This is a genomic window from Actinacidiphila sp. bgisy167 (assembly GCF_057707665.1).
The window spans coordinates 39,270-60,158 of the sequence record NZ_JBYIQP010000035.1 but is presented as its reverse complement, the minus strand read 5'-3'; the positions used below and the strand labels follow the sequence as shown (position 1 = coordinate 60,158).

Here is a 20,889-nt window from a genome sequence, read left to right as displayed (position 1 = left end):
TGCCACCCCCTGGAGGGGGTTCCGCCTTCCGGCTTTCGCTTTCCGGCTTTTCCGACTCTATCAGACCGTTTCCGTCCTGATCCCCAGTCAGCGGGGTTTTTCCTTTCGCGCCTTCCGGCGTGTCCACTACTTTAGCGGCTTTCCTCGGCGGCTCATAATCGAGCCATTCGGTTCGGATTTCGGCACGCCGAAATCGTCCCCGGAGGGATGTCGTGCAGTAGTGGTGTGCGCCAGGTGGCGTGAGTGGCCGCCTCTGGAGGGGTGACCCGTCCGAGGCAGCTAGGGAACACTACACCACGCCCTACGGTGCTTCAAACCTGTGGCCGTCAACAGGTTTGCGGGCTACCTTCGAGGCATGACCGAGCATGCGCACTCGTACCTGTGGTGGGCCGCCTGACGGCGGCCGACGCGCAGCGCATGCATCCAACGGCCGCCGCTTCGGCGGCCGTACGTGTTTCTGCTCCGGCTCGCCGACCGCGGCGGTCCCACAGCCGGGAGGAAACACCGATGACGAGGGTCTTCAGCGGGATCAAGCCGACGGGGCACCTGACCCTGGGCAACTACCTGGGCGCCGTGCGGCAATGGGCGGCTGTGGACCAGCACCGCGCCGAGTCGCTGTTCTGCGTCGTCGACCTGCACGCGCTCACGGTGGAGCACGATCCGGCCCGCGTACGGCGGCTGAGCCGGCAGGCGGCGACGCTGCTGCTGGCGGCCGGCCTCGACCCCCGGCTGTGCACGCTCTTCGTACAGAGCCATGTGGACGAGCACACCCGGCTGGCGTACCTCCTCGAATGCACCGCCACCGACGGCGAGATGCGGCGGATGGTGCAGTACAAGGAGAAGGCGGCCAGGGAGCAGCGGCGGGGCGGGAGTGTGCGGCTGTCCTTGCTGACGTATCCCGTGCTCATGGCGGCGGACATCCTGGCGTACGGGGCGGACGAGGTGCCGGTCGGCGACGACCAGGCGCAGCACGTGGAGCTGACGCGGGATCTGGCGGTGCGGTTCAACCACCGCTATGGGCGTGTGTTCACCGTCCCCCGGGCGGTGCTGCCGCCGGTGGGGGCACGGGTGATGAACCTGCAGGAGCCGGAGTCGAAGATGGGGAAGTCGGAGGACACCGGTCCGGGGATCGTCTATCTGCTCGACGAGCCGGAGGTCGTCCGCAGGAAGGTGCTGCGGGCGGTGACCGACAGCGGGCGGGACGTGGCGTACGAGCCGCAGGCTCGGCCCGGGGTGGCGAATCTGCTGGAGATCCTCTCGGCGTGCACCGGCCGTCCGCCGCAGGACCTCGCGGCCGGGTACGACTCGTACGGCGCTCTGAAGAAGGACACGGCCGAGGCCGTCGTGGAGGAGCTGCGGCCGCTGCGGGAGCGGCACGCGGAGCTGGTGGCCGACCCCGGGTACGTGGACGGGGTGCTCAGGGACGGCGCCGAACGGGCGCGGGCGCTGGCCCGGCCGACGGTGGACGCGGCCTACCGGGCGATCGGGCTGCTGCCGGCGGGCTGACCTCCCGCGGGCCCCGCGAGGGGGCGGCGGGCCCCTGCCGGCGGGCAGCGGCCCGCCGGCTCCGCTCCCTTGGGCGGGTCAGCCGTCGCCGGAGGCCAGTTCGCGGCTGCGGTCGCGGGCGGCTTCCAGGGCGGCGATCAGGGCGTGGCGCACGCCGTGCTTCTCGAGCTCGCGGATGGCGTTGATGGTGGTGCCCGCGGGGGATGTGACGGCCTCGCGGAGTTTCACGGGGTGCTCGCCGCTGTCGCGGAGCATCACGGCGGCGCCGATCGCGGACTGCACGATGAGGTCGTGGGCCTGGGCGCGCGGCAGGCCGAGGAGGATGCCGGCGTCGGTCATGGCCTCGACCAGGTAGTAGAAGTACGCGGGCCCGGAGCCGGAGAGGGCTGTGGCGGCGTCCTGCTGGTACTCGGGGATGCGCAGGGTCTTGCCGACCGGCTGAAAGATCTCCTCGGTGCGCAGCAGGTGCTCCTCCGCCGCGTGGCTCCCGGCGGAGATGACGGACATGCCCTCGTCGACCAGCACCGGGGTGTTGGGCATGACGCGGACGACGGCGATGCCGTCCGCGAGGCGCTCCTCGAAGAAGGAGGTGGGGACGCCGGCCGCGGCGCTGATGATCAGGCGGTCGGCGGCGACGTGCGGGGCGAGCTCCTCCAGGAGGGCGGACATGTCCTGGGGCTTGACGGCGAGGATGAGGGTGTCGGCGGCCTTGGCCGCCTCCTCGTTGGAGACCGGTTCGACGCCGTAGCGGGCGCGCAGCTCCTCGGCGCGGGCCGGGCGGCGGGCGGTGACCAGCAGGTTCTCCGGTTTCCAGCCGGCACGGAGCATGCCCGACAGGAGGGCCTCACCGATCTTGCCGGTGCCGAGCACAGCGACTTTCTGCGTCATGCGGCCATCCTCGCACCGTGGCGGCCCGGAGGCCGTGCCGTCCACGGTGCGGTCACCCGGGCGGGATCAGACGGTGCGGCGGCGGAGCGTGGCCGCCCCGAGGGCGAGGGCGAGGGCGGCGCTGCCGGCGACGACGGCGATGTCGCGGACGAAGTCGCCGGTGACGCCGGTGTGGGTGAGCACCTCCTGCATCCCGTCGACGGCGTACGACATGGGCAGGACATTGGAGACGGCCTCCAGCACCGGCTGCATCCGGTCGCGCGGCATGAGCAGTCCGCAGAGCAGGATCTGCGGCAGCAGCACGGCGGGCATGAACTGCACGGCCTGGAACTCGCCGGCCGCGAAGGCGCTGACGAACAACCCGAGGGCGGTGCCCAGGAAGGCGTCGGCGAGGGCCACCAGGAGCAGCAGCCAGGCGGAGCCGGCGACGTCGAGTCCGAGCGCCAGGACGGCGAGACCGGTGGCGAGGGCGGCCTGGACGACGGCGACGGCGCCGAAGGCGAGGGCGTACCCGGCCAGCAGGTCGCCCTTGCCCAGCGGCATGGACAGCAGGCGCTCCAGCGTGCCGGAGGTGCGTTCGCGCAGCGTCGCGATCGAGGTGACCAGGAACATCGTGATGAGGGGGAAGATGCCCAGCAGCGACGCGCCGACGGTGTCGAAGGTGCGGGGGGCGCTGTCGTAGACCCAGGACAACAGGGTCAGCAGGACGCAGGGCACGACCAGCATCAAGGCGATGGTGCGCGGGTCGTGGCGCAGTTGCAGCAGTACCCGGCGGGTGGTGGCGAGGGTGCGGCGGATGCTCATCGGACTGCCTCCTCGGCCTGGTGGGGCAGCGTGCCGGCGGCCTCGTCGACGAGGCGGAGGAAGGCCTGCTCGACGGTGGAGGCGCCGGTGCGGGCGCGCAGCTCCGCGGGGGCGCCCTGGGCGAGCACGCGGCCGTCGCGCATGAGGAGCAGCTCGTCGCACCGTTCGGCCTCGTCCATGACGTGGCTGGAGACGAGGAGGGCGGCGCCCTGTTCGGCGGCGAGGCGACGGAAGAGCTCCCACAGGTCGCGCCGCAGGACGGGGTCGAGGCCGACGGTGGGTTCGTCGAGCACGAGCAGTTCCGGGGTACCGAGCAGGGCCACGGCGAGGGAGACGCGGCCCAGCTGTCCTCCGGAGAGGTTGCCCGCGAGGGCGGTGGCGTGGGAGGCCAGGCCGACGTCGGCGATGACGCGTTCGACGTGGTCGGGCGCGTCGCCGCCGAGGACGGCGGCGAAGTAGGCGAGGTTCTGGCGGACCGTCAGGTCCCGGTAGACAGAGGCGGCCTGGGTCACATAGCCGACGCGGGGACGCAGCTCTCGGTGGCCGGCGGGCAGACCGAGGACGTCGAGGGTGCCGGTGACGGCCGCCTGGGTGCCGACGACGGCGCGCATGAGAGTGGACTTCCCGCAGCCGCTCGGTCCGAGCAGGCCGGTGATCCGGCCTCGGGGGATGGTGAACTCCAGGGCGCCGAGGACGGTGCGGCCACCGCGGACGACGGTGAGCTCGCGGGCGTGCACTGCTGGTCCGGGGCCTGGGTCCCGGTTCCGTTCGACGGCGTCCTCGAGTTTATTCATCATGCGATGAATAATGCTGCGGCGCGCGTCGGGGCGTCAAGAGGGGGTGGATCCCTCCGTCCGAGTGACGGACCATTTACGCTCCGTTTACCTAAAGAGCTTGCAAAATGGAGTGGCTGTCTGCGCACATTGAAGGGCGGCTACACATCGGAACGGGGGCACTTGTGCTATCGGCCAAGGGAGTTGCGCGTCCTGTCGCCGTCGTGGCGGCACTGCTGCCCTCCTCGTTCGCGGCGATAGGCCGCGCCGCCGATCCCCTTACCGCCTCCGGTCGCGGAGCGGACACGACGATGGCGCTCTCGGAGCCCCCGGCCGGAAGCCGCCTCGCAGGAGGGCGCGGAGGCAGCGGCATACGCGTGGCGCCGCCCGGGACGGCGAGCGCCGCGGCTCCGGCACCCGCGCCGCGGGACGGCGCGACGCGCAGGTGTACCCGGACGGGCTCCAGCGCCGCCACCGCCGCCGCCACCGCCGTCGCCGCCGTCGCCGTCGCCGTCGCCGTCGCCGCCGGCAAGGGTCCGGTGGAGGTCGGCCGGACGTCCGCCACCACCACGGAGCCTCTGTTCGCACGGCAGGCGATACCCGTCTGAGGATCCGGAGCGCCTCCGGAATCCCATGGCCCGTCCGCTGCCCGTGCCGCTGCTGAGGCGCACGGCCTGGCGGCTGCCCTGGCCCGCCGGCCGCGGCTGCCGTCCTCGGCCCGGGCCCCGCCCCGGTCCGCGCCCGCGCCGGGTCGGTGCGAACGCCGCGTCCGTACACGCACGCACGCGTCCGTACGCGGCGTTCACGGTCCGGGAGACCGACCCCCACACTGCTCGACCACGTACGTCCCGCGCCACACCCGGCGCGGGGCGCCCTGGAGGACCCCCTGATGCAGGACTTCATCCCCCCGTTCCCCGCCGCTTGTCCCGCCCTCCCGCCACCAGCCGCCCGGCCCATCCGCGGCTCCCTCGATCCCGCGCCCGTCCGGTGAGTCGCCTCATCCGCGCCGTGTCGCGACTGCCCAGCCCGGAGTCACTGCGCGCCGACGTCACCGCCTCGCTCGTCGTCTTCCTCGTCGCCCTGCCGCTGTGCGTGGGCGTCGCCGTCGCCTCCGGAGTGCCGGCCGAACTCGGTCTGGTCACGGGTGTCGCCGGGGGCCTGGTGGCCGGGTTCCTCCCCGGCAGCAGCCTCCAGGTGTCCGGCCCCGCCGCCGGACTGACCGTCCTGGTCTACGAGGCGGTCCAGGAATACGGCCTGACCTCGCTGGGCGTGCTCGTGCTCTGCGCCGGCGCGCTCCAGCTCGCCATGGGCGTGCTCCGGCTGGGCCGCTGGTTCCGGGCCATCTCCGTCGCCGTCGTCCAGGGCATGCTGGCCGGCATCGGACTCGTGCTGATCGCCGGACAGGTCTACGCGCTCACCGACACGGCGGCGCCGGCCGGAGGTCCGGCGAAGATCGCCGGACTGCCCGGACTGGTCGCCGGCACCCTCGCCTCGCCCACGGCGCTCACCGCGCTGGCCGTCGGCGGCGGCACGATCGCGGTCCTCGTCCTGTGGCCCCGCATCCCCCGTGCCGCACGGCTGCTGCCGGGGCCGCTCGCGGCGGTCGCGCTGGCGACAGGCGCGGCCGTGCTGTTCGCCCTGCCCGTCGAGCGCGTCGAGGTGGCCGGACTGCTCGACGTCGTCCAGCCGCCGGGCGCCGAGCAGTTCGCGGGGCTGGCGAGCCTGTCCATGATCGGCACCGCGCTGGCCTTCACGCTGATCGCCTCCGCCGAGAGCCTGTTCAGCGCCGCCGCCGTGGACCGGCTGCACGACGGGCCGCGGACGGACTACGACAAGGAACTCATCGCGCAGGGCGCCGGCAACACCGTCTGCGGAGCGCTCGGGGCCCTGCCGATGACGGCGGTGATCGTACGCAGCTCCGCCAACGTGCAGGCGGGCGCCCGCACGAAGGCGGCGCGCGTGCTGCACGGCGTGTGGCTGCTGTTGTTCGCGGCGCTGCTGCCCGGCGCGCTCGGGGTCATCCCGGTGGCCGCGCTGGCCGGTGTGCTGGTGCACGCGGGCTGGAAGCTCGTACCGGTGAAGGAGATCGTGCCGCTGTGGCGCGAGCACCGGGGCGAGGTCGTCGTCCTGGTCGTCACCGCTACGGGCATCGTGGCCACCAACATGTTCGAGGGGGTGCTCATCGGTCTGCTGACGGCTGTGGTCAAGGCGGCCTGGGAGACATCGCAGACCCATGTGGAGATCGACGACAGGGGCGAGGGTCCCGTCGTCGTCCGCGTCCTGGGCAACGCGACGTTCCTGCGACTGCCCAAGCTGCTGGAGCAGTTGGAGGCGCTGCCCCGCGATCGACCGATGGAGCTGGACCTGCGCCGGTTGCGGCACCTCGACCACGCCTGCGGCATGGCCCTGCTCGGCTGGGCCGAGCGGCACAACGAGGAGGGGGTGACACCGGTCCGGGTGCAGGGCGCACGGGTGTGAGGCGGCGGCCCGGGACCGGGCGGCACAGGGCGTCGCCCCTGGCTCGCGGTTCCGGGCCGTCTCAGGGTCATCCCCTATGGCCGGACAGGCGCCGGAGAGTGACCGTGGCCCAATGAGGCGTTCTACCGATGCATCCAAGGACGTGACCGGAGCCGAGAAGCGGCAGCTCGCGGTGGCCTCGGCCACCCTGGGGCCCTGGCGTCCGGCGGCAGCCGTCGGCGCGATCGGCGGTGGGGTCTCCCTCGCCGCCTCCGCGCTGGGCGGTGACTTCGGGCTCGGCGTCGTCGCGGCGGCCGTGTCCGTCGCGCTGATGCTCTTCTTCCTCGTCGGCGGCGCCGGCGCGGTGACCGGCCGCGGCCCCCGGGCCGACCGCCGCCTGCGGCGCTGGGCTGCCGCCCACCCGTGGCGCGTCGCGCTGGTGCCGGCGGGCATGCTGCTCGTCGCCGATGTCGTGATGCGCCAGGTCCTGACCTCGGAGGGGCTCTTCGGCAGCGTCTGGGACGGCCTGTGGCGAGGAGCCCTCGTCGCGGGCGTGGTCGGCGTCGTCGGTTCGGTGGCGGGAAGGCGGCGCCCCGGGTAGGCGGGGTGGTGGCCGCGGTGAGGCCGCCCGTGTGCCGCCTGTGGCCTTGCTCCTCGGCCGCGTTCGGGGCCCGGGTACTTCATCCGGGCCGACCGGTCCCGCCGACCTGCCCAGCCGGCCTGTCCCGCCCGCCCCGTCCCCCGCGCGTGTCAGGCCCTTGTCCGGTGGTCCTTCGTCCGCCGGTCCTTCGCGCGGCGGGCCTTGACCGCCACCGTGAGGTCGACCTTGTAGGGCTCGACCACCTGCCCGTCCGGGAAGAGCGCCAGCAGCGCGCGCCGCTCCTTCTCGAGGATGCGGCGCGCGGCATCCGGGTCGAGCACGGCGAAGTAGGACCGGCTGCCGAGCATCGCCAGGTGCGTGTCCAGCGCGACGGTGCGCGTCCAGGGGAGCACCCGCGACTCGGTGCGCATGCCGAAGCGGGTGCCGAGCGAGCGGAGGATGTCCTCCGCCGGCCCCGTCAGGCCGTTGTCGTGGTAGCGGGGGACCGCACGGGACAGCCGCTCCTCCTGCTCCCCGACCCAGGGGACGCCGGTGTCCGGCACGTTCCACCACAGCGCCAGCGCACCGCCCGGGCGCAGCACCCGCGCCGCCTCGGGGGAGGACCTGGCCGGGTCCGTCCAGTGCCATGCCTGGGCGTACGTCACAAAGTCCGCCACCTCGGACGCGAACGGCAGCGCGTCCCCGTCCCCGCGCACGAGCGGCACGTCCGGATGCCCCGCCCGAAGCTGCCGGACCATCCCCTCCCCGGGCTCCACGGCCGTCACATGCGCCCCGCGGGCCCGTATCAGCGCCGTGGCGATCCCCGTCCCGGCCCCCACGTCCAGGACCGTGGCCCCGGCGAAGGACCGGCCGCTGATCTCCTCGACGGCGTGGAACAGCTCTCCGGGATAACCGGGGCGGGCCGCGGCGTACTGCGCGGCGACGGCGTTGAAGGAGCGGGCGAGCACGCGGTGAGCCGGCTGTGTGGTCATGCGTTCTGTTCTTCCCGTGGGACGCGGGCGCGACCCACCGGGCGGCTCGGTCAGGTATCGATCATCCGCAGCGCCCGGCGACGTAGCCGTCGCTGCCCGTGTGCACATAGGCGTCGGAGAGGTGCTGGCCGGGACCGGCGCGGTCCCGGACGCTCGACGTGCCGTAGTGGCCGCTGACCGTCTCACCCGGCGTCAGGCAGAAGATCCGCACCTTGGCGTCGTGCGGCAGGTCCTGACGATCTGATAGCTGGCGCCGGGTCCGGTGCGCACCTCGAGCCGGCGAGGGCCCTGGCTCAGCGCTCGAGCTTCGAGACGTCGCGGACGGCGCCCTTGTCGGCGCTGGTGGCCATGGCCGCGTAGGCCCTGAGCGCCAGGGAGACCTTGCGGTCGCGGGCCCGGGGGGCGTAGACGCCGTCGAGGGCGGTGCGGCGGGCGGCAAGTTCCTCCTCGGGGACGAGGAGTTCGATGCTGCGGCCGGGGATGTCGATGCGGATGCGGTCCCCGTCCTCCACCAGCGCGATCGTGCCGCCGGAGGCCGCCTCGGGGGAGGCGTGGCCGATGGACAGGCCCGAGGTGCCGCCGGAGAAGCGGCCGTCGGTGACGAGGGCGCAGGCCTTGCCGAGGCCTCGGCCCTTGAGGAATGAGGTGGGGTAGAGCATCTCCTGCATGCCGGGGCCGCCCTTGGGGCCCTCGTAGCGGATGACGACGACGTCGCCCTCCTTGACCTCCTTGCGGAGGATCTTGTCGACGGCCTCCTCCTGGGACTCGCAGACCACGGCCGGGCCCTCGAAGGTCCAGATGGACTCGTCGACGCCGGCGGTCTTCACCACGCACCCGTCCACGGCGAGGTTGCCGTGGAGCACGGCGAGGCCGCCGTCCTTGGAATAGGCGTGCTCCACGGAGCGGATGCAGCCCTCCGCGGCGTCCAGGTCGAGGGCCTCCCAGCGCTCGGACTGGGAGAAGGCCTCGGCGGAACGGACGCAGCCGGGGGCGGCGTGCCAGAGCTCCTCCGCCTCGGCGGAGGGGGAGCCGCCGCGGACGTCCCAGGTCTTGAGCCAGTCGGCGAGGGACGGGGAGTGGACGGCGTGGACGTCCTCGTTGAGCAGACCGCCGCGGTGGAGCTCGCCCAGCAGGGCGGGGATGCCGCCGGCGCGGTGCACGTCCTCCATGTAGTACGTGCGGTTCTTCGCGACGTTGGGCGCGACCTTGGCCAGGCACGGCACCCGGCGCGAGACGGCGTCGATGTCGGTCAGGCCGAAGGGGACGCCGGCCTCCTGGGCCGCGGCGAGCAGGTGGAGGATCGTGTTGGTGGAGCCGCCCATGGCGATGTCGAGGGCCATGGCGTTCTCGAAGGCCGCGAAGGTGGCGATGGAGCGCGGCAGGACGGACTCGTCGTCCTGCTCGTAGTAGCGGCGGGTGAGGTCGACCACCGTGCGGGCGGCGTCCTCGTAGAGGCCCTTGCGGGCGGTGTGCGTGGCCAGGACCGAGCCGTTGCCGGGCAGGGACAGGCCGATCGCCTCGGTGAGGCAGTTCATCGAGTTGGCGGTGAACATGCCCGAGCACGAGCCGCAGGTGGGGCAGGCGTTCTCCTCGATGCGCAGGATGTCCTCGTCGTGGACCTTGTCGTTGACGGCGTCGGCGATCGCGTCGATCAGGTCGAGGGTGCGGACCGTGCCGTCGACGAGGGTGGCCCGGCCGGCCTCCATGGGTCCGCCGGAGACGAAGACGGTGGGGATGTTGAGGCGCAGGGCCGCCATCAGCATGCCCGGAGTGATCTTGTCGCAGTTGGAGATGCAGATCAGCGCGTCGGCGCAGTGCGCCTCGACCATGTACTCGACGGAGTCGGCGATCAGGTCGCGGGAGGGCAGCGAGTAGAGCATGCCGCCGTGGCCCATGGCGATGCCGTCGTCGACGGCGATCGTGTTGAACTCGCGCGGCACGGCGCCCGCGGCCTTGATCGCTTCGCTGACGATACGGCCGACGGGCTGCAGGTGGGTGTGGCCGGGCACGAACTCCGTGAAGCTGTTGGCCACCGCGATGATCGGCTTGCCGATGTCCTCGCTCGCTACGCCCGAGGCCCGCATGAGGGCGCGGGCGCCTGCCATGTTGCGGCCGTGGGTGACGGTGCGGGACCTCAGCTCGGGCACGGGGACCACTCCCTACGTTTCCATCCTTGGAGCCTTCGAGCCTACGCCTTCGGCCCCGCCGAGCGGCGGTGTGTCCGTATTCCGGACGGCGAGTCCACGCTGTGGATGCCGCCGACCGGTGCGCCGCCGTGGCGCCCGGCTCAGCCGGTGGCGGGTCCCACGACCGGTCCCGGGTCGGTCAGATAGCGCTGGAGCGTCGGCGCGACGAGCGCGACGACCTCCTCGATGTCCGCCGACGCCAACGGCTCGATCTTGATGACGTAGCGCATCATCGCCATGCCGAGCATCTGGGCGCCCGCGAGTTCCGCGCGCAGCCGAGGGTCGGGGACCCTCAGCTCCGAGGCGACGCGCTCCAGCAGACGCCGCAGGATGATGCCGCGCAGCACGCCCGCGGCCGTGTCGTTGGTCACCGCGGAACGGACGATCGCCAGCATGGGGGCCCGCGTGGCGGGGTTCTCCCAGACGGAGACGAAGGAACGGGCCAGCCGCTCCCCCACGCCCTCGAGGCCGCCCGCGAGGACGTCCGGAACGCTGAACGCGGGCTCGAAGCTCACCTCGGTGGCGGCGGCGAAAACCTGCTCCTTGGCCCCGAAGTAGTGGTGGACCAGCGCCGGGTCCACGCCCGCGGCTTTGGCGATGGAGCGGACGGAGGTCGCGTCGTAGCCGCGGGCGGCGAACTCCTGGCGGGCCGCGGCGAGGATGCGGTCGCGGGTCTCGACGGTGCCCGAGCGTCTCCCGGCGGGGCGGCCGCGGCCTCGCCTGTCCGTGCCTTCGGCTTCCGGGGCCATCAGCGCGCCCGGGCGGCCGCCGCCAGGTGCAGCCGGGTGAAGGCCAGCGCTTCGGCGAGGTCCGCCTCACGCTCGGCGGCCGACATCGCGCGCCGGGTGTTGACCTCGATCACCACGTGCCCGTCGAAGCCGCGCGCGGCCAGGCCCTCCAGCACCTGCGCGCAGGGCTGCTTGCCGCGGCCGGGCACCAGGTGCTCGTCCTTGCCGGAGCCGCTGCCGTCGGCCAGGTGGACGTGGCCGAGCCGGTCGCCCATGCGGTCGAGCATCTCCAGCGTCTCGGTCCTGGCCGTCGCGGTGTGCGACAGGTCGATGGTGAAGTGCCGGTAGTCGTCCTTGGTCGGGTCCCAGTCGGGGGCGTACGCGAGCATCTCCCGGTCGCGGTAGCGCCACGGGTACATGTTCTCGACGGCGAACCGGACGTCGGTCTCGTCCGCCATCCGCCAGATGCCGGCGACGAACTCCCGCGCGTAGCTGCGCTGCCAGCGGAAGGGCGGGTGGACGACCACGGTCGAGGCGCCCAGCTTCTCCGCCGCCGCGCGGGCCCGCTGCAGCTTCACCCACGGGTCGGTCGACCAGACCCGCTGGGTGATCAGCAGGCAGGGGGCGTGCACCGCCAGGATCGGGATGGCGTGGTAGTCGGACAGTCGACGCAGTGCCTCGATGTCCTGGCTGACCGGGTCGGTCCACACCATCACCTCGACGCCGTCGTAGCCCAGCCGGGACGCGATCTCGAAGGCCGTCGCCGTGGACTCCGGGTAGACGGAGGCCGTGGACAGCGCGACCTTCGCGTCCGGTACGCGCACGGTGTGTCCGTTCGGGTCCACAGGGTCAGGGGCTGCCACGGGGAACAGCGTACGGCGGCGGGTCGGCCGAACGGCACACCGTACCCGGGCGACGTGACGCGATCGACACGCGGGTTTGACGGCGGCGGACGGCGGCGGCGGCGCGCGGCGCCACGGACAAGCGGGCCCTCGCCACAGGCAGGGGCCCCTCCTCAGCCGCGGGCGCCCGCCATCAGATCCAGACGGCGCAGGATGACGCCCTCGCGCAGCGCCCAGGGACAGACCTCCAGTTCGGCGACCCCGAACAGGTCCATCGCCGCGTCCGCGACCAGCGCCCCGGCCAGCAGCTGGCGGGCCCGGCCCTCCGACACGCCGGGGAGCTCCCGCCGGGCGCTCTCGGTCATGGCGGCCAGCCGCGGCACCCACTCCTCCAACGACGTGCGGCTGAGTGTGCGCCGCGCGTACGGGCCGTCGGCGGAGCGTGCCGCGCCCGCGATCCGGGCCAGTTGCTTGAAGGTCTTGGAAGTGCCCACCACGTGGTCGGGCGCGCCGAGGCGACTGAACTCCGCGACGGTACGGGCGACCTCGGCCCGCACGTGCTTGCGCAGGACGCGCACGTCCTCGGCGGCGGGCGGGTCGCCGGGGAGCCAGCCGCTGGTGAGCCGGCCGGCGCCGAGCGGCAGGGAGACGGCGGCGTCCGGGTCCTCGTCCATGCCGTACGCGATCTCGAGGGAACCGCCGCCGATGTCCAGCATGAACAACCGGCCGTAGGACCAGCCGAACCAGCGGCGCGCGGCGAGGAAGGTGAGCCGTGCCTCGTCCTCCCCGGACAGCACGGTCAGATTGACCCCCGTCTCGGCGGCGACCCGGGCGAGCACCTGCTCGCCGTTGGCAGCCTCGCGCACCGCGCTGGTGGCGAACGGCAGGACGTCCTCGACACCCTTGTCCTCGGCGACGACCAGGGCCTCGGCGACCTGGGCGATCAGCCGCCGCACGCCGTCCTCGCGGATCGCGCCGTCCTCGTCCAGCAGCTCCGCGAGCCGCAGCTCCGCCTTGTGGGAGTACGCCGGGAGGGGACGCGCGCCGGGATGCGCGTCCATGACCAGCAGGTGGACGGTATTCGAACCCACGTCGAGGACCCCGAGTCTCATGCCCGGAACGCTACTGCGCCGGGGCCGGTGCGAAGACATGCGGGGTATCGGGACGTGCGCGGGTGACCACTCGAGAAGCCTCACGTGCTTACCCTGACATCGTGGCGAAGGCGAAAAAGGCGACGAAGCGGCGGCATCACCCGGACGTGTCCGACGAGGTCGGGCTCGACTTCCCGCGCGCGTGGGTGGAGTTCGCCGATCCGGCGGACGAGGAGCAGGTCTTCCGGTGCGACCTGACGTGGCTCACCTCACGGTGGAACTGCGTCTTCGGCCGCGGCTGCGAGGGCATCGAGGCGGGCCGGGCCAGCGACGGCTGCTGCACCCTCGGCGCGCACTTCTCGGACGACGACGACGAGAAACGCGTCGCCGGGCACGTGGAGCGGCTCACCCCGGAGCTGTGGCAGTTCCAAGCGGTCGGCGAGGCGGAGGGCTGGACGGAGGTCAACGAGGACGGCGACCGGCAGACCCGGCGGCACCAGGGGGCCTGCGTCTTCCTCAACCGCCCCGGTTTCCCGGCCGGCGCCGGCTGCGCGCTGCACACGCTGGCGCTGAAGGAGGGCCGCGAGCCGCTGGAGACCAAGCCGGACGTGTGCTGGCAGCTGCCGATCCGGCGTACCTACGACTGGGTGGACCGCCCCGACGACACACGGGTGCTGATGATCTCTATCGGCGAGTACGACCGGCGCGGCTGGGGCCCGGGCGGCCACGACCTGCACTGGTGGTGCACCGGCGCGCGGTCCGCGCACGGCGCGGGCGAACCGGTCTATGTCTCGTACCGGGCGGAGCTCACGGAGTTGATGGGAGCGCAGGCCTACGACCGGTTGGTCGAGCTGTGCGAGCAGCGGCTCGCCTCGCTGCTGCCGATCGCCCCGCATCCCGCCGACCCCGCTGATCCGGCCCCGGAGGCGCCCCGGGGGGTGGACGAGGGCCTCTGACGGCTCCGCGACGCCGCCGGCCCGCGAGACACCCGCACCCTGTTGCCGGCCCTCTCCCTGAGAGGTCGCGGCTCCTGAGGCGGCACGTCGCGTGCCGCCTGATAGGCGGGGTGGAGAAAGGAGCGGGTCGAGGGCCGAGCCGGGCAAGGCGGAGAAGGGAGACGCAGCGGAGCTGCGGCGACCGACGACAACGCCGCCAGGCGAGAGCCGTCGACCCCCGACGCCGGCCCGCCTGTCCGCGCGGCCTCTTATCGCTGACCCTCTTCCTCGCTCCCGTCCCCCTCGGCGGGCGGCGGCGGGGAGGACGGGAGGCTCTGGCTCGGCGGGTCGCTCGGTGAGGGATCGGGGGCCGAGGCCGAGGGCGTCGGCGAGGGCTCCGGGGGCGGCGGCTGCGGCTTCCCCCTCCCCTCGATCGTGACGACCGCGCCCGACGGGTCGAACCAGATCCGCGCCGTCCAGGCCCCGACCGGCTCGCGTGAGCGGTCCACGGAGACGATCAGCGTCATGCTCTCTCCCGGGCGCAGCCTGCCGTGGTAGCGGCTGAGCCGCAGCCACGGCTCGGAGGTGGCCGCCCTCCAGCGGACCGGCGCGTCGCCCTCGGCCCGGAGGATGACGACGGTGTGCTGACCGCGCGAGCGGGCCTCCACGAGCAGCCGGCCGCGTCGGGGCGCCGAGCGGTCGCCGCCGTCCTCGCCCTCGGCGGTGGCGCCGGACGGCGAGGCCGAGCCAGGGGCGCCGGCCGAGGCGGACGCGGGGCCGGCGGTGGACGCCGAGGGGGCGGCGGAGGCGACGGAGACCGACAGACGGCCCTGGCCTCCGCGATGGGAGCGCCCGCGCTCGGCGGCGCCCGCGACACCGGCCTTCTCGTACTGCTCGCCGTCGATGCCCTCTCCGGCGCTGAGGGAGCCTTCCCCCTTGTGCTCGGGGGCCAGCGGCGCACCGTGGTACGCCGCCCACAGCGCCAGCACCGGCGCCGCGACGACGGCCGCCACCACCGTGGAGGTCACCGCGCGGTGCCGCATCCGGGCCCGCCGCGCCATTCGCTCCTTCAGGTCCATGGGGAAGCCGCGCCGGTCGAAGCGCGGGGTGCCCTGGCGGGTGCGTCCGATGCCGCCCCGCATGGCGTGCAGCAGGGCGGCGTACGCGGCCGAGCGGGGCGCCTCGACCGTCGACAGCACGGCCGTGGCGGCGGTGGTGGCCAAGCCCGGCCAGGGACCTGTGGCCACGGCGCGCTCGGCGGTGACCCGGCAGTGCGGGCACATGTCGACGTGGGTGACCAGCTCACGGCGGAGCGCCGAACCGAGCAGCACCCGGGCGTCACCGGCGAGACGGGCGACGGCCGCGCAGTTGCCGAGCTCGACGACGGCGAGCGCCGCCCGGGTGCGCTCCACCTCGCAGGCGGCCTGCGCCAGCAGCGCCCGTGTCACGTCCGGCTCCCGCCCCACGACCAGGGCCACCTCGTGCGGCGCCAGCTGGTGCCGTACGGCGAGCTCCAGTGCCTCCCGCTGCTCGGGCGTGGTCCCCGCCGCCTCGGGCCAGGCCAGCGCCGCCAGTTCGCCGCGCCTGCGGGCGGCCACGTCCGCCGAGGCCGGCGCCGACACCGGGCCCCCCTCGGCCAGGGTGCGCAGACACGCCCAGCGGGCCAGCGCGTACAGCCAGGGTCTGCGCAGCTCCGGGTCGCGCAGCCGGGCGCGCTGGCGCTCGGCCACGGCCAGCACGTCGCCGAGGGCGGCGGCGGCGGAGTCGTGCTCGCACAGCACGGAGAGGCAGTAGGTGAACAGCCCGTCCAGATACGGCTCGTAGTGGGCGGGGGGCTGCGCGGGCAGGGTCCCCTGCAGGCGCGGCCGCCGCGCCGGGGACCTGGTGGCACCCGGCGCGGTGCGGCCACGCTGCACCGGCGCGCGGTGTCGGCGGTGCGCGCCGGTTGTCTGGGAGGGCGTGTCAGACCTGCTGCTCATCACTCAGTGACGGTAGGACCACGACCCGTACGCCCTCTGCCATCACGGCGGGCTTTAACCCAAACGGGTGGTGATCCCGCCCGAAAGAGCACACCGCGCTCACTCTGCGGAGTGAGGTCGACGAGGGGGCGAGCGCACCGCGTTGTCGGTGGCACCCGATAGCGTGCGGCACATGGCTGCCCGTACCCGCCCCGCTTCCAAGGACCGTCCGTCGTACCGCTGCACGGAGTGCGGCTGGACGACGGCCAAGTGGCTCGGCCGCTGCGGCGAGTGCCAGGCGTGGGGGACGGTCGAGGAGTACGGGGGCGCGGCAGCGGTGCGGACGACCGCGCCGGGCCGGGTGACCACGCCCGCGAAGCCGATCGGCCAGGTGGACGGGCGGCAGGCCACCGCACGCGGCACCGGCGTCCCGGAGCTGGACCGGGTGCTGGGCGGCGGGCTGGTGCCCGGGGCCGTGGTGCTGCTCGCCGGCGAGCCCGGGGTGGGCAAGTCGACCCTCCTGCTGGACGTTGCGGCGAAGGCGTCGAGCGCGCAGGCCCGGACGCTGTACGTCACGGGCGAGGAGTCCGCCTCTCAGGTCCGGCTGCGCGCCGACCGCATCGGGGCGCTCTCCGACCACCTCTTCCTGGCCGCCGAGACGGACCTGTCGGCCGTGCTCGGCCACCTCGACGACGTCAAGCCGTCGCTGCTCATCCTGGACTCGGTGCAGACGGTCGCCTCCCCGGAGATCGACGGCGCCCCCGGCGGCATGGCCCAGGTGCGCGAGGTCGCCGGCGCCCTGATCCGCGCCTCGAAGGAGCGCGGCATGTCGACGCTGCTGGTCGGCCACGTCACCAAGGACGGCGCGATCGCCGGCCCGCGCCTCCTGGAGCACCTGGTGGACGTGGTGCTGTCCTTCGAGGGCGACCGGCACGCCCGCCTCCGTCTGATCCGGGGCATCAAGAACCGCTACGGCGCCACCGACGAGGTCGGCTGCTTCGAGCTGCACGACGAGGGCATCACGGGCCTGGCCGACCCGTCCGGTCTCTTCCTGACCCGGCGCGACGAGCCGGTCCCCGGCACCTGCCTGACCGTGACCCTGGAGGGCAAGCGGCCGCTGGTCGCCGAGGTCCAGGCGCTGACCGTCGACACGCAGATCCCCTCGCCGCGCCGCACGACCTCCGGCCTGGAGAACTCGCGGGTGTCGATGATGCTGGCGGTGCTGGAGCAGCGCGGCCGGATCAAGTCGATCGGCAAGCAGGACATCTACACGGCGACCGTCGGCGGCGTGAAGCTCGGGGAGCCGGCCGCCGATCTCGCGGTGGCGCTCGCCCTGGCCAGCGCGGCGATCGACACGCCGCTGCCGAAGAACCTGGTCGCGGTGGGCGAGGTGGGCCTGGCGGGCGAGGTCAGAAGGGTCACCGGCGTGCAGCGCAGGCTCGCCGAGGCGGCCCGGCTGGGCTTCACCCATGCCCTCGTGCCGCCGGACCCGGGGAAGATCCCGGCCGGGATGAAGGTGACGGAGGTGACGGACATAGGGGACGCCCTGCGCGTCCTGCCCAAGAGGGCCCCACGTCCCTGACCCTTGCGACGGTAAACTTTGCCCTGGTCTCGCCCATCCGGGCATCCGTACGACCGGAGGAGAGCAGTGGCAGCCAACGACCGGGCGGCAGCTCCCGGCAAGGCGTGGAGTCGCGAGGGCTCCGCCGGTGACGGCCTGATGCGCGCCTCCCTGAGCGCCGTGGCCCCCGGCACCGGCCTTCGGGACGGCCTCGAGCGGGTTCTGCGCGGCAACACCGGCGGCCTCATCGTGCTGGGCATGGACAAGACCGTCGAATCGCTGTGCACCGGCGGTTTCGTGCTGGACGTCGAGTTCAGCGCCACCAGGCTGCGCGAGCTGTGCAAGCTCGACGGCGCCCTCATCCTCGACCGGGACATCACCAAGATCGTGCGTGCCGGGGTCCAGCTGGTGCCGGACGCGGCGATCCCCACCGAGGAGACCGGCACCCGCCACCGCACCGCGCAGCGGGTCTCCATCCAGACCGGCTTCCCGGTGGTCTCCGTCAGCCAGTCGATGCGACTGATCGCCCTGTACGTGGGCGGGCAGCGCCGCGTCCTGGAGGACTCGGCGGCCATCCTCTCCCGCGCCAACCAGGCGCTGGCCACCCTGGAACGCTACAAGCTGCGCCTGGACGAGGTCGCGGGCACGCTCTCCGCCCTGGAGATCGAGGACCTGGTCACCGTCCGGGACGTCACGGCGGTCGCGCAGCGCCTGGAGATGGTGCGCCGGATCGCCACCGAGATCGCGGAGTACGTGGTCGAGCTGGGCACGGACGGCCGACTGCTCTCGCTGCAGCTGGACGAACTGATCGCGGGCGTCGAGCCCGAGCGCGAGCTGGTCGTCCGCGACTATGTGCCGGAGCCGACGGCCAAGCGCAGCCGTACGGTCACCGAGGCGCTCACCGAGCTGGACGCGCTGCCCCAGGGCGAGCTGCTCGAACTGCCGACCGTGGCGCGGGCGCTGGGGTATGCGGGCTCCCCGGAGGCGCTGGACTCCGCGGTGTCGCCGCGCGGGTACCGGCTGCTGGCGAAGGTGCCCCGGCTGCCGAACACGATCGTGGAGCGGCTGGTCGAGCACTTCGGCGGACTCCAGAAGCTGCTCGCCGCGAGCGTGGACGACCTGCAGACGGTCGACGGTGTCGGCGAGGCCCGGGCGCGGTCCGTCCGCGAGGGCCTCTCGCGCCTCGCCGAGTCCTCGATCCTGGAGCGCTACGTCTGAGCTCCGCCCGCGCGGGACGCCCGGCCGGACGCCCCGCGCCACACGCCCCGGGCGCAGGTGCCGGAGCCTCCCGGACGATCCCTCAGACGTTCTTCAGCACGAAGGACGTCTGCTTCGCCGAGCGGCCCGGCAGCTTCACCTCGAGCAGGTAGGTGCCGTAGGGGGCGCTGCGGCCCTTGGGAGCGGCGCACTTCGGAGAGCTCGTCCGGCGGTCCCACTCGACGTCGTACGAGGTCGAGCCGCCCGCCGGAACCTGCAGCAGGTACGGGGCCCGGCTCTTGGGGCAGTCGTCGCTCGCCCACACATGGCGGTCGTCGACGTCGGTGATGGTGAAGACCGCCGAGTCCGGGCCGACGTCGAGCTTGCAGGCGGTGGTGGAGGGGTTCGTCGCGGTCAGCGTGAACCGGGGCCGCTCGCCCGGCTCGTAGGCGTTGGCGGTGCTGCGCACGCTCAGCGAGACGCCCGGCCCGCAGTCCGGCAGCGAGGAGCCGGCGGGCAACGGCGCACCGCCGTCGCCGCCCACGGAACCGCCCGTGCCCGCGGCGCCCGAGGAGCCCGCCCCCGCGGCACCGGCCTGCGCGCCTCCTTCTGTGGCGCCTTCGGTGGCGCCTTCGGAGTCGCCGCCGGCGGCACCGGAGTCGGCGCCCTTCGAACTTCCCTCCGGGGAACCGGAGTCGCCGGAGCCGCCGTCCGCGGCCTCATCGCCGTCGTCGCCGCCACCGCCGACGGAACCACCCGGGCGGGTGCTGATGAGCGGTCCGCTGGCGGACGGACCGGGGGTGATGGACGGCACGGGTGAACGGCCGCCCGGCCCGTGGGCGCTGTTCCCTCCACCGTCGCGGAAGTTGACGGCCCATACGGCCAGGACGGTGAGCAGCGCGAGCAGGAGCAGCACAACCGCCCGTCGCCGCCAGTAGATGGAGGACGGGAGAGGTCCCACGGGATTGCGCACAGAGCCCACGCGCAAACCTTATGCGGTTTCCCTTGAATCGGACCAAGGCACGCGCGGCACACTGGCGACTTGTGTGATTGATCAGCAGATCTCCCCCGCGTTCCGGGGAGTTCCCCCACCCGGCCGCGCTGCCCGCCGTGACGGCCGCGGGACGTAGGATCGGAGGCGCTATGGACGACGAGCGCGACCACCACACGCTGCACACGCCCGTGATCGACTGGTTCGAGGACAACGCCCGGGACCTGCCGTGGCGCCGCCCCGAGGCGGGCGCGTGGGGCGTCATGGTCAGCGAGTTCATGCTGCAGCAGACCCCGGTCAGCCGGGTCCTGCCGGTGTACGGGCAGTGGCTGGAGCGCTGGCCGACGCCGGGCGACCTCGCGGCGGATCCCCCCGGCGAGGCGGTGCGCGCCTGGGGCCGGCTGGGCTATCCGCGCCGGGCGCTGCGGCTGCACGCCGCGGCGACCGCGATCGCCCATCAGCACGGCGGCCGGGTCCCCACGGACCACGCCGAGTTGCTGGCCCTCCCGGGGGTCGGCGAGTACACGGCCGCCGCGGTCGCCTCCTTCGCGTACGGGCAGCGGCACGCGGTGCTGGACACCAATGTGCGCCGGGTCCTCGCGCGCGCCGTGACCGGTGTGGAGTACCCGCCCAACGCCACCACCGCCGCTGAGCGCCGGATCGCCCACCGGATGCTCCCCGCCGACGAGGCCACCGCCGCCCGCTGGGCCGCGGCCACGATGGAACTGGGCGCCCTGATCTGCACGGCCCGCGGCCCCGAGTGCGCGCGCTGCCCGATCGCCGGGCAGTGCGCCTGGCGACTGGCCGGCTCCCCCGCGCATGACGGCCCGCCCCGCCGCGGCCAGACGTACGCGGGCACCGACCGCCAGGTCCGGGGCAGACTGCTGGCCGTGCTGCGCGAGGCCACGAAGCCGGTGCCGCAGTCCGCGCTGGACGCCGTGTGGCACGAGCCCGTCCAGCGCGCCCGGGCCCTGGACGGCCTGGTCGCCGACGGCCTGGTGGAACCGCTCGAGGGCGGTCTGTACCGGCTGCCCGGCTGATCGCGGCGGCGCCGCAGCGGCCGCCGCGCGTGCGCCGGGAAGAGGCCCGGCCACCGGGCTTGCGGGGAGCCGGGCCCTCGCGGTTCCGCCTGCGGTACCGCGACGCCCCGCTCCGACAATCATCAGCCGGTCCGGCCGCGTCCAGCGGGTGACCAGGAGGACGCTCCACGGCGCTCGCGCGCGCCCGCGGATCGCCGCCGCGGGTGGGGACGACCCCGGTGCGCAGGGCGGGGCGGCGGTGACCGCGTCCAGGGCGCCCGCATCGGAGGCGAGCCGCCCGAAGCCGGCCCCTCGGGCGGGCGGTCCCCGCCCGTTACACAACCGATGGATGGCTGTGGCTTCGCTGTGCGGCAGCGGTCG

At 73.8% G+C, this 20,889-nt stretch carries 19 protein-coding genes; 8 read left to right on the top strand and 11 right to left on the bottom strand.

What is annotated here, in order from left to right; all coding sequences use genetic code 11:
- The first annotated feature begins 507 nt into the window (after window positions 1-507).
- A complete protein-coding gene (gene trpS / locus AC3ET4_RS16095) occupies window positions 508-1,506 on the top strand; it encodes a tryptophan--tRNA ligase (protein WP_431949781.1) in 999 nt (332 codons plus the stop codon).
- Between the two features lie 78 nt (window positions 1,507-1,584).
- Here trpS and proC read toward each other — a convergent pair whose 3' ends face one another.
- From proC to AC3ET4_RS16080, 3 genes are all read right to left on the bottom strand, one after another.
- Complete coding sequence (gene proC, locus AC3ET4_RS16090) at window positions 1,585-2,394, bottom strand: pyrroline-5-carboxylate reductase (RefSeq protein ID WP_431949779.1); 810 nt, start codon at window positions 2,392-2,394, stop codon at window positions 1,585-1,587.
- 66 nt (window positions 2,395-2,460) lie between these two features.
- On the bottom strand, window positions 2,461-3,198 hold the full coding sequence (locus AC3ET4_RS16085; RefSeq protein WP_431949777.1) for an ABC transporter permease: 738 nt from the start codon (window positions 3,196-3,198) through the stop codon (window positions 2,461-2,463).
- Window positions 3,195-3,995 (bottom strand): ABC transporter ATP-binding protein, encoded by an 801-nt coding sequence (locus tag AC3ET4_RS16080; protein WP_431949775.1) that lies wholly within the window; start codon window positions 3,993-3,995, stop codon window positions 3,195-3,197. The genes AC3ET4_RS16085 and AC3ET4_RS16080 overlap by 4 nt, the downstream gene beginning before the upstream one ends.
- Window positions 3,996-4,195: 200 nt before the next feature.
- On the opposite strand from AC3ET4_RS16080, the gene AC3ET4_RS16075 reads away from it, so the two are divergent.
- From AC3ET4_RS16075 to AC3ET4_RS16065, 3 genes are all read left to right on the top strand, one after another.
- Window positions 4,196-4,579 (top strand): hypothetical protein, encoded by a 384-nt coding sequence (locus AC3ET4_RS16075; RefSeq protein ID WP_431949773.1) that lies wholly within the window; start codon window positions 4,196-4,198, stop codon window positions 4,577-4,579.
- A 379-nt stretch (window positions 4,580-4,958) separates the two neighbouring features.
- A complete protein-coding gene (locus tag AC3ET4_RS16070) occupies window positions 4,959-6,449 on the top strand; it encodes a SulP family inorganic anion transporter (RefSeq protein ID WP_431949771.1) in 1,491 nt (496 codons plus the stop codon).
- Between the two features lie 112 nt (window positions 6,450-6,561).
- Window positions 6,562-7,029, top strand: coding sequence for a hypothetical protein (locus tag AC3ET4_RS16065; protein ID WP_431949769.1), 468 nt, complete (start codon window positions 6,562-6,564; stop codon window positions 7,027-7,029).
- 149 nt (window positions 7,030-7,178) lie between these two features.
- On the opposite strand, the gene AC3ET4_RS16060 is transcribed toward AC3ET4_RS16065, so the two are convergent.
- The 6 genes from AC3ET4_RS16060 to AC3ET4_RS16035 all read right to left on the bottom strand — a co-directional run bounded on the left by AC3ET4_RS16060 (window position 7,179) and on the right by AC3ET4_RS16035 (window position 12,868).
- Window positions 7,179-8,000 (bottom strand): class I SAM-dependent methyltransferase, encoded by an 822-nt coding sequence (locus tag AC3ET4_RS16060; protein WP_431949767.1) that lies wholly within the window; start codon window positions 7,998-8,000, stop codon window positions 7,179-7,181.
- A 61-nt stretch (window positions 8,001-8,061) separates the two neighbouring features.
- The gene (locus AC3ET4_RS16055; RefSeq protein WP_431949765.1) at window positions 8,062-8,211 is read right to left on the bottom strand and encodes a hypothetical protein; all 150 of its coding nucleotides are present in this window, start codon (window positions 8,209-8,211) and stop codon (window positions 8,062-8,064) included.
- A gap of 82 nt (window positions 8,212-8,293) precedes the next feature.
- Window positions 8,294-10,147, bottom strand: coding sequence for a dihydroxy-acid dehydratase (gene ilvD, locus AC3ET4_RS16050; protein ID WP_431949763.1), 1,854 nt, complete (start codon window positions 10,145-10,147; stop codon window positions 8,294-8,296).
- A 140-nt stretch (window positions 10,148-10,287) separates the two neighbouring features.
- A complete protein-coding gene (locus AC3ET4_RS16045) occupies window positions 10,288-10,935 on the bottom strand; it encodes a TetR/AcrR family transcriptional regulator (RefSeq protein ID WP_431949761.1) in 648 nt (215 codons plus the stop codon).
- Window positions 10,935-11,738 (bottom strand): sugar phosphate isomerase/epimerase family protein, encoded by an 804-nt coding sequence (locus AC3ET4_RS16040; RefSeq protein WP_431949785.1) that lies wholly within the window; start codon window positions 11,736-11,738, stop codon window positions 10,935-10,937. The genes AC3ET4_RS16045 and AC3ET4_RS16040 overlap by 1 nt, the downstream gene beginning before the upstream one ends.
- Before the next feature lie 191 nt (window positions 11,739-11,929).
- The gene (locus AC3ET4_RS16035) at window positions 11,930-12,868 is read right to left on the bottom strand and encodes a Ppx/GppA family phosphatase (protein WP_431949759.1); all 939 of its coding nucleotides are present in this window, start codon (window positions 12,866-12,868) and stop codon (window positions 11,930-11,932) included.
- Window positions 12,869-12,969: 101 nt separating this feature from the next.
- On the opposite strand from AC3ET4_RS16035, the gene AC3ET4_RS16030 reads away from it, so the two are divergent.
- The gene (locus AC3ET4_RS16030; RefSeq protein ID WP_431949757.1) at window positions 12,970-13,803 is read left to right on the top strand and encodes a DUF3109 family protein; all 834 of its coding nucleotides are present in this window, start codon (window positions 12,970-12,972) and stop codon (window positions 13,801-13,803) included.
- 248 nt (window positions 13,804-14,051) lie between these two features.
- On the opposite strand, the gene AC3ET4_RS16025 is transcribed toward AC3ET4_RS16030, so the two are convergent.
- A complete protein-coding gene (locus AC3ET4_RS16025) occupies window positions 14,052-15,761 on the bottom strand; it encodes a BACON domain-containing protein (protein WP_431949755.1) in 1,710 nt (569 codons plus the stop codon).
- Between the two features lie 172 nt (window positions 15,762-15,933).
- Between AC3ET4_RS16025 and radA the strand changes: the two genes are divergently transcribed.
- Both radA and disA read left to right on the top strand, forming a co-directional pair.
- Window positions 15,934-17,322, top strand: a complete 1,389-nt coding sequence (gene radA / locus AC3ET4_RS16020; RefSeq protein WP_431949753.1) for a DNA repair protein RadA — start codon at window positions 15,934-15,936, stop codon at window positions 17,320-17,322.
- Window positions 17,323-17,388: 66 nt separating this feature from the next.
- Window positions 17,389-18,519 carry a DNA integrity scanning diadenylate cyclase DisA gene (gene disA, locus AC3ET4_RS16015; RefSeq protein WP_431949751.1) on the top strand — a complete coding sequence of 377 codons (1,131 nt, stop codon included), beginning with the start codon at window positions 17,389-17,391 and terminating at the stop codon, window positions 18,517-18,519.
- Window positions 18,520-18,601: 82 nt separating this feature from the next.
- On the opposite strand, the gene AC3ET4_RS16010 is transcribed toward disA, so the two are convergent.
- Window positions 18,602-19,480, bottom strand: coding sequence for a hypothetical protein (locus tag AC3ET4_RS16010; RefSeq protein ID WP_431949749.1), 879 nt, complete (start codon window positions 19,478-19,480; stop codon window positions 18,602-18,604).
- A 161-nt stretch (window positions 19,481-19,641) separates the two neighbouring features.
- Here AC3ET4_RS16010 and AC3ET4_RS16005 point away from each other — a divergent pair, with 161 nt between their 5' ends.
- The gene (locus AC3ET4_RS16005) at window positions 19,642-20,529 is read left to right on the top strand and encodes an HhH-GPD family protein (RefSeq protein ID WP_431949747.1); all 888 of its coding nucleotides are present in this window, start codon (window positions 19,642-19,644) and stop codon (window positions 20,527-20,529) included.
- The last annotated feature ends 360 nt before the right edge of the window (window positions 20,530-20,889 follow it).